Source organism: Plantimonas leprariae, assembly GCF_008802405.1.
GTDB lineage: Bacteria > Pseudomonadota > Alphaproteobacteria > Rhizobiales > Rhizobiaceae > Plantimonas > Plantimonas leprariae.
The window spans coordinates 100137-114799 of sequence record NZ_VZDO01000001.1 but is presented as its reverse complement, the minus strand read 5'-3'; the positions used below and the strand labels follow the sequence as shown (position 1 = coordinate 114799).

At 71.7% G+C, this 14663-nt stretch carries 13 protein-coding genes; 9 read left to right on the top strand and 4 right to left on the bottom strand.

Annotation, left to right across the window (positions count from 1 at the left end; genetic code table 11):
- Positions 1 to 25 precede the first annotated feature (25 nt).
- Genes F6X38_RS00455 through F6X38_RS00445 form a run of 3 tightly spaced genes read left to right on the top strand, consistent with a single transcriptional unit; the run spans position 26 to position 3714 of the window.
- Positions 26 to 1486, top strand: coding sequence for a M16 family metallopeptidase (locus tag F6X38_RS00455; protein ID WP_150967573.1), 1461 nt, complete (start codon positions 26 to 28; stop codon positions 1484 to 1486).
- 30 nt (positions 1487 to 1516) lie between these two features.
- Positions 1517 to 2839 (top strand): M16 family metallopeptidase, encoded by a 1323-nt coding sequence (locus F6X38_RS00450; protein WP_246191114.1) that lies wholly within the window; start codon positions 1517 to 1519, stop codon positions 2837 to 2839.
- Positions 2840 to 2847: 8 nt separating this feature from the next.
- The gene (locus F6X38_RS00445; protein WP_246191113.1) at positions 2848 to 3714 is read left to right on the top strand and encodes a patatin-like phospholipase family protein; all 867 of its coding nucleotides are present in this window, start codon (positions 2848 to 2850) and stop codon (positions 3712 to 3714) included.
- Here F6X38_RS00445 and F6X38_RS00440 read toward each other — a convergent pair.
- The gene (locus F6X38_RS00440) at positions 3711 to 4751 is read right to left on the bottom strand and encodes a DNA topoisomerase IB (RefSeq protein WP_150967570.1); all 1041 of its coding nucleotides are present in this window, start codon (positions 4749 to 4751) and stop codon (positions 3711 to 3713) included. The two genes, F6X38_RS00445 and F6X38_RS00440, sit on opposite strands and share 4 nt — an antisense overlap.
- 151 nt (positions 4752 to 4902) lie before the next feature.
- Between F6X38_RS00440 and F6X38_RS00435 the strand changes: the two genes are divergently transcribed.
- Genes F6X38_RS00435 through lpxK form a run of 6 tightly spaced genes read left to right on the top strand, consistent with a single transcriptional unit; the run spans position 4903 to position 10457 of the window.
- Positions 4903 to 6243, top strand: a complete 1341-nt coding sequence (locus tag F6X38_RS00435; protein ID WP_150967569.1) for a TldD/PmbA family protein — start codon at positions 4903 to 4905, stop codon at positions 6241 to 6243.
- Positions 6240 to 7037, top strand: a complete 798-nt coding sequence (locus F6X38_RS00430) for a 3'(2'),5'-bisphosphate nucleotidase CysQ (protein WP_150967568.1) — start codon at positions 6240 to 6242, stop codon at positions 7035 to 7037. Before F6X38_RS00435 ends, F6X38_RS00430 begins: the two co-directional genes overlap by 4 nt.
- A 12-nt stretch (positions 7038 to 7049) precedes the next feature.
- The gene (locus tag F6X38_RS00425) at positions 7050 to 7286 is read left to right on the top strand and encodes a DUF4170 domain-containing protein (protein ID WP_150967567.1); all 237 of its coding nucleotides are present in this window, start codon (positions 7050 to 7052) and stop codon (positions 7284 to 7286) included.
- On the top strand, positions 7283 to 8104 hold the full coding sequence (locus F6X38_RS00420) for a lysophospholipid acyltransferase family protein (RefSeq protein ID WP_246191112.1): 822 nt from the start codon (positions 7283 to 7285) through the stop codon (positions 8102 to 8104). The genes F6X38_RS00425 and F6X38_RS00420 overlap by 4 nt, the downstream gene beginning before the upstream one ends.
- A complete protein-coding gene (gene waaA, locus F6X38_RS00415; protein ID WP_150967565.1) occupies positions 8101 to 9429 on the top strand; it encodes a lipid IV(A) 3-deoxy-D-manno-octulosonic acid transferase in 1329 nt (442 codons plus the stop codon). The genes F6X38_RS00420 and waaA overlap by 4 nt, the downstream gene beginning before the upstream one ends.
- The gene (lpxK, locus tag F6X38_RS00410) at positions 9429 to 10457 is read left to right on the top strand and encodes a tetraacyldisaccharide 4'-kinase (protein ID WP_150967960.1); all 1029 of its coding nucleotides are present in this window, start codon (positions 9429 to 9431) and stop codon (positions 10455 to 10457) included. Before waaA ends, lpxK begins: the two co-directional genes overlap by 1 nt.
- On the opposite strand, the gene F6X38_RS00405 is transcribed toward lpxK, so the two are convergent.
- From F6X38_RS00405 to glgX, 3 genes are read right to left on the bottom strand one after another with little or no spacing between them, the layout of a single operon-like run.
- Entirely contained in the window at positions 10454 to 10690 is a 237-nt protein-coding gene (locus F6X38_RS00405) for a DUF2093 domain-containing protein (RefSeq protein ID WP_150967564.1), read from the bottom strand. The two genes, lpxK and F6X38_RS00405, sit on opposite strands and share 4 nt — an antisense overlap.
- Before the next feature lie 41 nt (positions 10691 to 10731).
- On the bottom strand, positions 10732 to 12588 hold the full coding sequence (gene mutL / locus F6X38_RS00400) for a DNA mismatch repair endonuclease MutL (protein WP_150967563.1): 1857 nt from the start codon (positions 12586 to 12588) through the stop codon (positions 10732 to 10734).
- Positions 12589 to 12593: 5 nt separating this feature from the next.
- Positions 12594 to 14660, bottom strand: a complete 2067-nt coding sequence (gene glgX / locus F6X38_RS00395; RefSeq protein WP_150967562.1) for a glycogen debranching protein GlgX — start codon at positions 14658 to 14660, stop codon at positions 12594 to 12596.
- Positions 14661 to 14663 lie beyond the last annotated feature (3 nt).

Here is a 14663-nt window from a genome sequence, read left to right as displayed (position 1 = left end):
GAAAAGCTTCGAGGACCGACCGCTGATGTTCCGCAACTCCCGCCTTCTCGGCGTCTCGGCCTTCGCCCTCGTCGTCGCTTTCGCACCGGCCGGTGCAAGGGCGGAGTCGCAGAAGACGATGACCGCCGCCGAGCGCATGGCGGATGCGGAAGCCAAGCGCCCGAAGATCGAGAGCTTCGCCCTCGCCAACGGGCTGCAGGTCGTGGTGCTGCCGGACCATCGCGCGCCGGTCGTGACGCAGATGGTCTGGTACAAGGCGGGCGCGGCGGACGAGGTGGCCGGCACCTCCGGCATCGCCCACTTCCTCGAGCACCTGATGTTCAAGGGCACGAAGAACCACAAGGCCGGCGAGTTCTCGTCGGCCGTGTCGAACATCGGCGGCGAGGAGAACGCCTTCACCACCTCCGACTACACCGCCTACTACCAGCAGGTGCCGGCCGATGCGCTGGAGGAGATGATGCGCTTCGAGTCCGACCGGATGGAGAACCTCGTCCTCGACGACGCCGCCGTCCTGCCGGAGCGGGACGTGATCCTCGAGGAGCGGCGGATGCGCACCGAGAACGATCCCGGCGCGCAGCTCGGCGAGGCGATGGACGCGGCACTCTACCAGAACAGCCACTACGGCATCCCGGTGATCGGCTGGCGGCACGAAATGGAGAAGCTGTCGCGCGAGGACGCGATCGCCTGGTACGACCGCTACTATACGCCGAACAACGCGACGCTGATCGTCGCGGGCGACGTGACCGCGGACCAGGTGCGCCGGCTCGCCGAGAAGACCTTCGGGCAGGTGAAGCGGCGCGCCGAGCCGGGCGACCGCGCGAGCAGCCGCGCCGTCGAACCCGAGCCGCTGGCGGCCCGCACCGTGACGCTGCGCGACGCGCGGGTGACGCAGCCCTCGATGCAGCGCTCCTACCTCGCGCCGTCCGACGTCACAGCCGCTCCCGGCGAGGCGGAGGCGCTCGACGTCCTGGCCGACGTCCTCGGCGGCGGCACGACGAGCCGGCTCTACCGCTCGCTGGTGGTGGAACAGGGCATCGCGGCAGGAGCGGGCGCCTTCTACCAGAGCGGCCGGGTGAAGGAGGGGGAGTTCGGCGTCTACGGCACGCCGCGCGGCGACGCCGATCTCGCCCGCGTGGAGACGGCGATCGAGGCCGAGCTCGCGAAGGTGCTTGCCGACGGCATCACTCCGGCCGAACTGGAGCGTGCCAAGAACCACGTGCGCAAGGGCGTCATCTACGAGCGCGACAGCCAGACCTCGCTCGGCCGCCGCTACGGCGCGGCCCTGTCGATCGGCCGCACGATCGCCGACGTCGACAGCTATCCGGACCGCATCGAGAAGGTGACGGTGGAGGCGGTGAACGCAGCGGCGCGGAAGTTTCTCCAGCCGAAGCGCTCCGTCACCGGCTACCTCTTGCCGGACGGCCCGGCCAAGGCGGCCGCCGCCGCGCCTGAGCCTGCGGCGTCGCCCGCCGCGAACCGTTCCTGATATCCGATGCGCTTGAAGGACCCGTCCCGCGTGACCGCGACCATCCGAACCCTCGCCCGGTCCGCCGCTGCGGCTGCCGCCTTCCTGCTCGTCGGGATCGTCGGGGCGCAAGCGATCGAGATCAAACAAGTCACCAGCCCCGGCGGCATCAAGGCGCTGCTCGTCGAGGACTACACGAACCCGCTCGTCGCGGTGAACTTCGCCTTCAAGGGCTCGGGCTCGACGGCCGACGAGGCAGGCAAGGAGGGAACCGCCAACCTCCTGTCCGGTCTCCTCGACGAGGGCGCCGGCGACGTGAAGAGCGCCGAGTTCCAGGAGAAGCTCGACGAACTCGGCATCGGCCTCTCGTTCGATGCCTCCACCGACAACTTCTCCGGCTCGTTTCGCACGATCGTCGAGAGCGAGGACCAGGCCTTCGACCTCCTGCGCCTCGCGCTGAACGAACCGCGCTTCGACGAGGAGCCGGTGGCGCGCATCCGCGGCCAACTCCTCACCGGCATCCTCGCCAACGAGAACGATCCGGACCAGCTCGCCGGCAAGGCCTGGCGCGAGGCGATCTTTCCCAACCATCCCTACTCGCGCCCCTCCGAGGGCACGAAGGAAACGCTCGCGGCGGTCGGCAAGGCGGATCTTCAGCGCTTCCGCGGACGGGGCTTCGCGCGGGACAACCTCATCGTCGGCGTCGTCGGCGCGATCGACCCGGAAGCGCTAGGCGCTGAACTCGACCGCGTCTTCGGCAAGCTGCCGGCGAAGGCCGAGCTGCCGAACGTGCCGGAGATCGCGCCGGCAACGGGCAAGAGCGTCGCGGTGCCGCTCGACGTGCCGCAGACGTTGATCCGCTTCGCGCTGCCGGGCGTGAAGCGGGACGACCCGGACTTCTTCGCCGCCTACCTGATGAACCACATCTTCGGCGGCGGCACCTTCACCTCGCGCCTGTTCCAGGAGGTGCGCGAGAAGCGCGGTCTCGCCTACGGCGCGAGCTCGTTCCTCGCTTCCTTCGACCATTCGGCGGTGCTCGGCGTTTCCACCGCGACGCGCGCCGACAAGGCGCAGGAATCGATCGCCGTCATCAAGCGCGAGATGGCGCGGCTGGCGAGCGACGGGCCGACCGCCGACGAGCTGAAGGCCGCCAAGGATTTCGTGAAAGGCTCCTACGGCATCCAGAATCTCGATTCCTCCGGCGCGATCGCCGCGACGCTGGTCGGCATCCAGCTCGACGACCTCGGCATCGACTACATCCAGAAGCGCGAAGGGCTGATCGACGCGGTGACGCTGGACGACGTGAAGCGCGTCGCGAAGAAGCTCCTGTCGGCCGAGCCGACGGTGGTGACCGTCGGCGCCGCCAACTCCTGAGCGCCCGCTTGCCGGCGGGCCGCGAGCAGACTGTCGGCCTCGCCCTCGGCGGGGGCGGGGCGAGGGGCCTTGCGCATCTCCACGTCCTCCAGGCCTTCGACGACCTCGGGCTGCGGCCTGCCGCAATCGCCGGCTCCTCGATCGGCGCGATCATGGGCGCAGGGCTGGCGTCCGGCATGGCGGCTGCGGCGATCCGCGAATGGACGCTGGACGCCTTCGCCGGGCCGCGGCAGGTGATGGGCCGGCTCTGGGCGAGCCGCCCGGCGAGCTTCGCGGCTTTCCGTGCCGATGGCGGCGTCCGGCTCGGCCAGCTCAACGCCGAACGCCTCCTGGCCGCCTTCCTGCCGCCGCCGCTGGTCGATCTCGACCTCGACGCGCTCCCCGTGCCGCTCGTCGTCACGGCGACGGACTTCTACGCAAGGCAGGAGGTCGCGATCGAGACGGGACCGCTCGTCAGCGCGCTCGCGGCTTCCGCCGCGCTGCCGGCGGTGTTCCGCCCCGTCCGACGCGACGGCGCGGTGCTGATCGACGGCGGCATCTATAATCCGCTGCCATTCGACCGCCTGAAGGGCCGCTGCGGCGTCACTGTCGCCGTCGACTTGAACGGCGGCCCGGAGGGCGGCCCGGACCGGCTGCCGACGCCGTTCGAGGCGGCGGTGGGCGGCTCGCAGCTCATGCAGCAGTCGATCATCGAGACGAAGCTGAAGGCCGACCCGCCCGACATCCTGTTCCGCCCGCCGGTCTCGCGCTGGCGCGTCCTCGACTTCATGAAGGCGCGCGAAATCCTCGCCGAGACCGAGCCGTTGCGCGAGGAGGTGAAGCGCAGTCTCGGCGACATGCTAGACCGCCCGGTGCGCGCATCCCCTATGGCCTAGTTCGTCGCGACCTCTTCGAGGAAGCGCATCAGGCCGGTCTCGACGCGGTTCAGCCCGTCCCGCTCGCGGCCACGCAGGAGCGCCGGATCGAGCCGCTGCTCCTCGAAGGCCGTGACGATCTCCGGGTGGACGTAGGAAGCGCGTGCGACGGCCGGCGTGTTGCGCAGGCGCTCCGAGACCGAGCGCATGGCGGCGGCGACGGCGCGCTTGCGCTTCGGCTCGGTATCGGCCGTCCCGCCCACTTCGTCGATCAGGAAGCGCAGCGCCTCGGCCGAGCCGTGGAAGGTGCGGAAGTCCTTCGCCGAGATTTTCGATTCCGCCGCCTCGCGCAGGTACTCGTTCAGCACCGGCGCGGTCAGGTTGCGGCGCTTGGCGCCGGTCTCCTTGAACGAGAACAGCCGCTTGCCCTTCAGCTTGCGGATGCGCCCGATCGAGCCCAGCAGCCGGCGGTCCGAGATGGCGATCTCGTTCAGCTTCGACGACTTGCCCATGAACTTGAGCTGGCCGCCATTGCCGTTGCCGGCGAGGCGGATGTCGCCCTTCGTCAGGGAGGCGACGCCCCGGCCGCCGTCCTCGGCGTATTTCTCGTGGCCCGGCCGCATCGCGGCGATGTCGACGAGCCGGGCGGCGGTGGCCGAGGCGGCGCGGCGGTCGACCTCCTTCCGGCGCATGTCGCGCGAGATGCGCTTGCGAAGGCGCGGCAACGACTTGCCGAAGCGCAGCAGGCGCTCGGTTTTCACAGCGTTGCGCACGTTCAACCAGTCCGTATGGTATCGGTACTGGACGCGGTCCTTCTCGTCGCGGCCGATCGCCTGGATATGGCCGTTCTCTTCGAGGCAGATCCGGACGTCCCGCCAGGCCGGCGGGATGCCGAGCGCCTTGATGCGCTTCTTGATCTCCTCGGTCATCGGGCGGTCGCCCGCCGTGAAGCAGATCGTATGGCCGCGCCCGCGCGGCCGGCGCTCGATCAGGAACTCTTCCGGATCGACCACGACGAGCCCGAACCGCTCGGCGTGAAAGGCAAGGCGCTTGTCCATCGCAATACTCGGTGACCGGGCGGATTCAACGGCCGCCCGGCGGCGCGGGTTCCGCGGGGCGGGCGCGACCGAATGTGCCGCGTCCGGCTTCGGTTGGCAGAACCGGTCCCGCACCATAGATGGGGTCGATCCCGACGAACCGGACGCTCCGATGGACAGCGCGACGCAAAGCCTTCTCGATACCGCCGCGCGCCTCGTGGAAGCGGCGAAGCGGCTCGGCGCCGACGCCGCGGACGCCGCCGTGGTGCGCTCGCGGGCGCGGGGCGCGACGGTACGGCTCGGCAAGCCGGAGGAGATTGAGGCCTCCGAAAGCGAGGACATATCGCTGCGCGTCTTCGTCGGCCGCCGCAGCGCCTCCGTGTCCGCCGATGCGCGCGTCGCGGTCGATGCCCTGGTGCAGCGGGCCGTGGCGATGGCGAAGGTCTCGCCGGAGGACCCCTATGCCGGGCTCGCCGACCCGGCGCTGCTCCTGAAGGACGCGCCGGCCGAGCTCGACCTCTTCGATCCGACCGAGCCTTCCGGCGACAGCCTTCGCGAGGACGCGCTGGCGCTGGAGGAGGCCGCCCGCACCGTGTCGGGCGTGACGAACTCGCAAGGGGCGTCGGCGGGCTACGGCCATTCCGGCCTGGTGCTCGTCACCTCCGGCGGCTTCTCCGGCCAGCGGACGCGTTCGTCCTTCTACCGGCAGGTCGCGGCCGTCGCCGGCGAAGGCGTGAAGATGCAGCAGGACTACGACTTCGATTCCCGCCTGCATTTCGCCGATCTCGAAGCCAACGAGGCGATCGGCCGGCGCGCCGGCGAGCGGGCGGTGCGCCGCGTCAACCCGCGCATGATCGCGACCGGCCGCTACGAAGTCGTGCTCGACCCGCGCGTCGCGCGCGGCGCGGTGGGAACCCTGCTTGGCGCGCTGAACGGCGCTTCCATCGCCAGAGGCACGAGCTTCCTGAAGGACCGGATGGGCGCAAAGGTGCTGCCGGACGGCGTGTCGGTGACCGACCGCCCGAGCCTCGCCCGCCGGCCCGGCTCGCGCGCCTTCGACGGCGAGGGCGTTAGAGGCGACGATCTGGAACTAGTGGCCGACGGCACCTTGCGGAACTGGCTGCTCGACAGCGCCACCGCGCGCGAGTTCGGGCTCGCCACGAACGGACGCGCGTCGCGCTCGTCGGGCGGCGTTTCGCCGTCCTCCACCAATGTCGAGATCACGCTCGGGCGCAGCTCGGCGGCCGAGCTTATCCGCGCGACCGGCACCGGCGTCTACGTCACCGACACGATCGGCCACGGCGCGAACCTCGTGACCGGCGACTATTCCGCCGGCTTCTCCGGCTTCATGATCGAGAACGGCGAGCTGACCTTCCCGATCTCGGAGATGACGCTTGCCGGGCACCTCGCGGACATGTTCCTCGCGATGCAGCTCGCGAACGACGCCGACACGCGCTTCTCGATCGTCGCGCCGACGCTGCGGGTCGGGACGATGACGGTGGGCGGCGCTTGAGCGCCGATGCCGATCTCCGCCTCCTCGTCGACGCCGCGGCGGAGGCCGGCCGGATCGCGCTCCGCTACTTCCGCATGGACCCGCATGTCTGGTGGAAGGAAGGCAATTCGCCGGTCAGCGAGGCCGATCTCGCGGTCGACACCTTCCTGAAGGAAACATTGCTCGCCGCGAGGCCGGACTACGGCTGGCTGTCGGAAGAGACGGTCGCGGAAGCGCCGGCCGCCGGCGCGCCGGAGCGCTTCTTCGTGGTGGATCCGATCGACGGCACCCGCTCGTTCCTGCGCGGCGAGGAGACGTGGTGCGTCGCGCTCGCGGTGGTCGCGGGCGGCCGGCCCGTTGCGGGTGCGATCGACGTTCCGGTGCGGGAGGAGGTCTTCGAGGCCGCCGCCGGCGAAGGGGCGCGGCTGAACGGCCTGCCCCTCGATGCCGGCGAACGGGTGGACGCGGACGAGGAACTGCGGGTCGCCATGCCGGACGCGCTCCGCCGCAAGCTGTCACCGGACATGCTGCGGAACGTTCGCGCCGCCGTCAGCGCGCCCTCGCTCGCCTACCGCATCGCGCAGGTCGCGGCCGGTCGGCTCGACGGCACGCTGATCCGACCGAGCGCGAGCGACTGGGACATCGCGGCGGCGGACCTGATCCTCGCCGAGGCCGGCGGCCTGCTCGGCGACATCGAGGGCGAGGAAAGGCTTTACAAGATCGAGGGCAGGAGGCATGGCCTCTTAATCGCCGGAACGAAGGCCGCATGGCCCGAGCTCCGGCGCATCGCGAGATCGGCGACGGCGGCCGCCTGACGGACGGAAACGATGGTTGCGGAAACGGAAAGCAAACAGCGGCTCCACCTCGTCTTCGGCGGCGAGCTGAAGAGCCTCGACGGCGCCGAGTTCGCCGATCCCTCCAAGCTCGACCTCGTCGGCGTCTTTCCCGACTACGCCTCCGCCCTGAAGGCATGGCAGGGCAGGGCGCAGCAGACGGTCGACAACGCCGCGATGCGCTACTTCATCGTCCATATGCACCGCCTGCTCGATCCCGAGCTGCCGTGACGGAGGCGGACGCCTCCGCCGCCGCCACGGCGGCGACCGCGGCCGGGCCGGAGGACAGACCCGAACGCGCGGCGCGGCGGAAGCCATCCCGGCTGCATACCCGTTTTCGCCAAGGTCGCAGACGCCTGTTCCGCAGCCGTTTCGCGCTCAGCACGGCGGCGAGGCTCGCCTACGGCTGGCTGCGCTTCGTCGGCTGGACGCAGCGGCGCGTGCCGGAATGCTCTGCCGCCGAACGGCGGATGCGCGAGAACCACCCCTCCATCGTCGCCTTCTGGCACGGCCAGCACCTCCTCGCGCCTTTCTTTCGTCCCGCTGACCTGCGCTTCGTGGCGCTCCTGTCGAAGAACGTCGATGCGGAGGTCAATGCCTGGGTGGTGCGCAAATTCGGGATCGACACGGTGCGGGGTTCGGGTGGCCGGGAGCAGGGCCGCGTCCTCGAAAAGGGCGGCGCGCGGGCGTTGATCGCGCTACGGCGGCGCGTGGCCGAAGGCTCCAACGCCTTCATGATCGCCGACATCTCCAAGGCGACGGCGCGCGAGGCCGGGCTCGGCGTCGTGACGCTCGCCCGGATCACCGGCCGGCCGATCATCCCGTCCGCCGCGGTGACCAGCCGCCGCCTCGTCCTCGCCCGGACCTGGGACCGCACCACGATCCCGCTGCCGTTCGGGCGCATGGCGATCGTCATGGGCGAGCCGATCTTCGTTCCCGCCGACGCCGACGAGGCGGTGATGGAGGCGAAGCGCCAGGAGGTGACGCGCGCCATCGAGGCCGCGAACCGCCAGGTGGCGGCGCTCGCCGACGGCAAGCGCGCGCGATGAGCGAGCGGATGGCGCGCGCCGCGCTCGCGGCCTATCGCATGGCGGGTGCCGCGGCCTACCCGATGCTCGGCGCCTACGTCACCTGGCGCGCCTCGCGCGGCAAGGAGGAGCGGCCCCGCCGCCGCGAGCGCTACGGCTTCCCGAGCGTCGAGCGGCCGGCGACCGGCCCCGTCGTCTGGGTGCATGCCGCGAGCGTCGGCGAATCGAACGCCGTGGTGCCGCTGGTGCGCGAGATCGCCGGCGAGCGGATCCACGTCGTGATGACCACTGGCACGGTCACCTCCGCCGCGATGGTGCAGGACCGTCTCGGCGACAGCGTCATCCACCAGTACGTGCCGCTCGACCTGCGGCCATCGGTCATGCGCTTCCTCGACCATTGGCGGCCGGACCTCGCGATCGTCGCGGAAAGCGAGATCTGGCCGACGACGATGATGGAACTGCAGCGCCGCCGCGTGCCGCAGGTGCTGGTCAACGCCCGGCTGTCGGACCGCTCCTTCCGCCGCTGGAAGGCGGCCCCCTCGATCGCCGAGGCGCTGCTCGAGAACCTGTCTCACGTCGTCGCGCAGTCCGACATCGACGGCGAGCGGTTCCACGTCCTCGGGGCGCGGGCGATCACCGTCGCCGGCAACCTCAAGGCCGAAGCCGGCCCGCCGCCTTTCGATCCGATGGCGCTGCGGGAGGTGGAAATGGCGATCCGGGGACGCGCCGTCTGGGCAGCCGTCTCCACCCATCAGGGCGAGGAGGCGGTGGCGGTCGACGTGCACCGGGCGCTCCGCCTGATGCGGCCCGATCTCCTCACCATCGTCGTGCCGCGGCATGTCGAGCGTGCCGACGCGCTCGGTGCCGAGTTCGCGGCCCGCGGCCTCAACGTCGCGCGCCGCTCGGCGGGGCAGGTGCCGGACGGCTCCACCGACATCTTCCTCGGCGACACGATGGGCGAGATGGGGCTCTATCTCCGGCTCACCGAGATCGCCTTCGTCGGGCGCTCGCTCGCCGGCCACGGCGGCCAGAACCCGCTGGAGGCGGCGATGCTCGGCACCGCGATCCTCTCCGGCCGCTACGTCCAGAACTTCCGCGACATCTATCTCCAGCTCCTGCGCCGCGGCGGCGCGCGGCTGGTCAAGGACGGCGACAACCTGCGCGACATCGTCGCCCACCTTCTCGACCGGCCGGACCTTCGGCGCGGCATGATGGCGGCGGCGGGCGACGCCGCCGGCGAGATGCGCGGCGCGCTGACGCGTACCATGCAGGCGCTGGAGCCGTTCATTCACCCCTTGCGGATCGCGGCCAGCCTCGAAGGCCGCGCGCGAGGTCCCGCCCGATGATGGCGGGGGAGACGCCCGCCTTCTGGTGGCGGGCGCCGGGCTGGCAGACGGCCTGTCTCGCACCCTTCGCCAGCGCCTACGGCGCGGCGGCCGCCCGCCGCCTCGAACGAGGCGAGCGGGCGGAGGCCGGCGTGCCCGTCGTCTGCGTCGGCAACTTCACCGTCGGCGGCGGCGGCAAGACGCCGACCGCGATCGCGCTCGGTCGCGCCGCCCGCGCGGAAGGTCTGTCGCCGGGCTTCGTGTCGCGCGGGCACGGCGGCGCGCTTCGGGAGGCGACGCTCGTCGACCTCGCGCACCACCATGCCGGTCTCGTCGGCGACGAGCCGATGCTGCTCGCGCAGGAAGCGCCGACGGCGGTGGCGGCGGACCGCAAGCGCGCCGCGGCGCTCCTCGTCGCGGCCGGCGCGGATTTCCTCGTCATGGACGACGGCTTCCAGAGCGCGCGGCTCGCCGCCGACCTCACGCTCGTCGCGATCGATGCGGGACGCGGCCTCGGCAATGCCCGCGTCGTGCCGGCGGGGCCGCTTCGCGCGCCGCTCCGCGACCAGATCCGCCACGCCGACGCCCTGCTCGTGATCGGCCGCGGCTCGGCCGGCGACGCCGCGATCCGGCTCACCGCGCGGAGCAACCGGCCGGTCTTCGAGGCGCGCCTCCTGGCCCGCGAGGCCGAGCGTTTCCGGGAGCGGCGCGTCTTCGCGTTTGCCGGTATCGCCGACCCGGAGAAGTTCTACCGCTCGCTCCGCGAGGCCGGCGCGACGCTCGCCGGCGCGCGCGACTTCCCCGACCACCACCGCTTCTCGGAGGAGGAGATGCACGACCTCCGCGAGGCCGCGCGCCGCGCCGGGGCGGACCTCGTGACCACTGCGAAGGACCTTGTGCGGTTGGAGGGTGGCGGCGAGACGGCAGCGAGGTTCCGCGAGGCCGTCGACGTCTTCGCGGTCGACCTCGTCTTCGAGCCGCCGGAACTCGCCCGGCGCTTCGTGCGGGAAGCGGTCGCCGCTTTCAAGGCCCGGCGGCTGAGGCCCTAGCGGGCCGCCATCGCTTGTCCGAGCTTCGGATCGGCATCCAGTTCGCGCTGCAGCGAGACCTGCGCGCTCGCATAGGGCTCCTGCCGCGCGACGCTCCAGTAGCGCAGCATGTCGAGCGGGATCGCCTCGTTCGTCACGGCGCAGCGCACGTAGGCGCCGGGCTTCAGCACCTCGAAGTCGCCGTCGCCGTAGCGAAGCCGCGCCTCGCCGCCCGAATCCATCCGGTTCATCATGCCTGTCGTCCGATCGTTCGCGGGTTTCTATAAACCGCCTTTCAGCGGCGGCCAAACAGCCGTTCGATGTCGCCGAGCTTCAATTCGATGAAGGTCGGACGGCCGTGGTTGCACTGGCCGGAGCCGGGCGTCGCCTCCATCTGCCGCAAGAGCGCGTCCATCTCGGCCGGCCGCAGCGCCCGACCGGCCCGCACCGAGCCGTGGCAGGCCATGGTGGCGGCGACCCGGTCGATCATCAGCGACAGGCCCTCGCCGATCCGCTCGTCCGCGAGTTCGTCGGCAAGCTCGGCGAGCACCGCCTTCGCGTCGACCTCGCCGAGCATCGCCGGCGTCGCGCGCACCGCGACCGCGCCCGGTCCGAAGCGTTCGAGCGATAGACCGAAGCGCCCGAAGTCCGCTGCGGACGCGACCAGCCGGTCGACATCCTCCTCGGGCAGGTCGACGATCTCGGGGATCAGCAGCCCCTGCGAGGCCAGCGGCGCGCCGTGGATCGCTGTTTTCAGCGCCTCGTAGACGAGCCGCTCGTGCGCGGCGTGCTGGTCGACGATCACCAGGCTGTCCGGCGTTTCGGCGACGATGAAGGCCTTCTGGATCTGCGCCCGCGCCGCGCCCAGCGGATGCTCGTCCTGCCGAACCGGTACCGGCACCGCGACCGGTTCCGGCCGGCGCGCCTGCGGCTGGAAGCCGGCGAAGGCGGCGGTCTCTTCCGCGAGGCCGCGGTCGAGCACCGCCGCCTCGCCGTCCAGCGGCCGGAACGGCGAGGTCGCCGGGTCGAAGCTCTCGCGCGGCCGGGCCGCATGGTAGCCCGGCGACCGGGCGCCCCCGAAGGGCGAGTGACGGGGCGCGGCACTCGCGCCAGCGAAACCGGGGGCGCGGAACGCGTCCATCATGCCGGCCGCGCCGGCGGTCGAGGGACGGAGGCCCGAGGTGCCGAGCGCCTGCCGGATCGCGCCGACGACGAGGCCGCGCACGAGGCCGGGATCGCGGAAGCGCACGTCCGCCTTCGCCGGATGAACGTTGACGTCGACGTCGGCCGGATCGATCCCGACATGGAGGACGGCGACGGGATGCCGGTCGCGCGCCATCACGTCGGAATAGGCGGCTCTCAGCGCCGAGAGCAGCATCTTGTCGCGCACCGGCCGGCCGTTGACGAAGACGTATTGCTGCAGGGCGTTGCCGCGCCCGTAGGTCGGGATCGAGGCGAAGCCGGTGAGCCGCACGCCTTCGCGCTCCGCGTCGATGGGGAGGGCGTTGTCGATGAACTCGGCCCCGAGCACGTCGGCGATGCGTTTGCGCTCGTCGCCCGGTTCGAGGACGAGGTTCGAACGGTCGGTGCCGGAGAGCTCGAAGCGCACCTCCGGGTGTCCGAGCGCGATGCGCCGGACGACGTCGGTGACGGCGGCGCTTTCCGCCCGCTCGCCTTTCAGGAACTTCAGCCGCGCCGGCACCGAATGGAAGAGGTCGCGCACCTCCACCACCGTGCCGCGGCCGAGGGCCGCCGGGCGCGGCCCCTCGCAGCGACCGTTCTCGACGAGCACCTCCTCCGCGCCGTCGCCCTTCTCCCAGCGCGAGCGGAGCGTCAGCCGCGCCACCGAGCCGATGGAGGGCAGCGCCTCGCCCCTGAAGCCCAGCGAGCGAATAGCCAAGATGTCGGTGCCGAGCTTCGAGGTACAGTGTCGGCGGATCGCCAGCGTCAGCTCGTCCGGCGGGATGCCGCCGCCGTCGTCGGAAACGCGCACCAGCGTCTTGCCGCCGCCGGCGGTGGCGACGGCGATGCGCGTCGCGCCGGCGTCGAGCGCGTTCTCGACCAGCTCCTTCACGACGCTCGCCGGCCGCTCGACGACCTCGCCGGCGGCGATCTGGTCGATGACGTCATCGGGAAGCTGGCGGATCGGCATCCCGTCTAGATAATCGATCCTGCCGGCTGCGGCGAGCGCGACGCGTTTTCCTCGACGAGGACGAAAACGGAGCGTGCCGCGACGGGGAGGGGGCGCTCGGGATCGAGCGGTGCGGCTTCGGCATCGGGGCGGTCGGAGCGGAGTGCCAGCACGAGGCCGCTGCCGCGGCGCGGGGACTGGAGCGTCGCCAGCACCTCGTCACGGCCGGCATTGAGGTAGACCGTCGCCGCCTCGCCGCCGGGGGCGTGGAGGCGTAAGCCGAGGAAGCGCCGGTGCGGTTCGTTCCAGTCGGCGACGGTCATCGCCGCGCCGTCCTCGCGCAGCCATTCGACGTCCGGCTGGCCGCCGCTTGCTGCCTCGCCGGTCAGGAAGGCGTCGGCCGCGAGGGCGGGGTGGCCGCGGCGGAGGCGCTGCAGCCGGCCGACGAAGTCGACGAGCTCGCGGTCGGCGCGCCGCCAGTCGATCCAGGTGATCTCGTTGTCCTGGGAGTAGGCATTGTTGTTGCCGCCCTGCGTGCGGCCGAGCTCGTCGCCGGCGGTCAGCATCGGGTTGCCGCGCGCGACGAACAGCGTCGCAAGTAGCGCCCGGACGTCGCGGCCCCGCGCCTCGCGGACGGCCGGATCGGTCGTCACGCCTTCGACGCCGTTGTTCCAGGAATGGTTGTCGTTGTGGCCGTCGCGGTTGCCCTCGCCGTTCGCCTCGTTGTGCTTCTGCGTGTAGGCGACGAGGTCGGCGAGCGTGAAGCCGTCATGCGCCGCGAGGAAGTTGACGCCGTCGGAGGGCTTGCGGCCGGGCGCGCCGAAAAGGTCGGCGGAGCCGGCGAGCCGCGTCGCCAACGCCCCGACGGTGCGGTCGTCGCCGCGCCAGAAGCGGCGCACGTCGTCGCGGAAGCGGTCCTGCCATTCGAGGAAGGGCGGCGGGAAGTTGCCGACCTGATAGCCGCCCGGCCCGATGTCCCAGGGCTCGGCGACGTGGATGCGGTCCTTAAGGACCGGGTCCTCGGCGACCATCGCGAAGAACGGCGCCGAGCGGCTGAAGCCGTTCGGCAGGCGCCCCAGCACCGTGCCGAGATCGTAGCGGAAGCCGTCGATGCCGGTCTCCTCCACCCAGCGCCGGAGCGTCGCGCGGAAGAGATCGAGCACCGGCCCGCGGTCGGCCGCGAAGGTGTTGCCGGTGCCGGTGTCGTTGACGAGGCGGCTCGGATCGTCGGCCGCGTGGCGGTAGTAGAGGGCGTTATCGAGGCCGCGGTAGCAGACGGTCGGGCCGAACTCGTCGCTTTCGCCGGAATGGTTGAGGACGATGTCGAGGAGGGCGCGGATGCCCCGGCCGTGCAGCGCCTCGACCGCGGCACGGATTTCGGCGAAGCCGCCCGGCGCGAGGCGCGGATCCGGCGCCATCTGGCAGATCGGGTTGTAGCCCCAGGCGTTGGTCAGCCCGAGCGTCGGCAGGTGCCGCTCGTCGAGCGAGGCCGTCAGCGGCATCAGCTCCACCGTCTCGACGCCGAGGCGCGAGAGATGGTCGAGGAGCGGCGCTTCGCCGAGCGCCGCGACCGTGCCGCGCAGCCGCACCGGCACGTCCGGCCGCAGTTGCGAGAAGCCGCGTACGAGCATCTCGTAGGTGAAACCCGGCGGCGCGAAGGGGAGCGGGCGGCCTTCTTGGCTCGGACGCTCGGCGATGCAGCGCGGCACGAAGGGGCCGCTGTCGACCCCGCGCGACGGCGGGGCGGCGAGCTCGGGTCGGTAGACGAAGGGCCGGTCGAGCCGGATCGCGTAGGGGTCGACGAGGAGCTTCGAGGCGTCGAAGCGATGCCCTTCCGCCGGTGCGAAGGGACCGCGCGCCCGGAAGGCGTAGCGCGTCCCCTCCGGCAGCTCCGGGGCGAAGCCGAAGCGGGTGTTGCCGTCGCGGCCGGGCAGGCGCAGCCGCTCGGTTTCCCGCGCGCCGTACTGGTCGAAGAGACAGAGCGTCACCTCGTCGGCGTTCTCGGAATAGACGGCGAAGTGGATGCCGTCATCCTCCACCGTCGCGCCGAGCGCCGGCGGGCGGCCGCGCTCGGCGGTGAGGGCGGTCGTCATGCC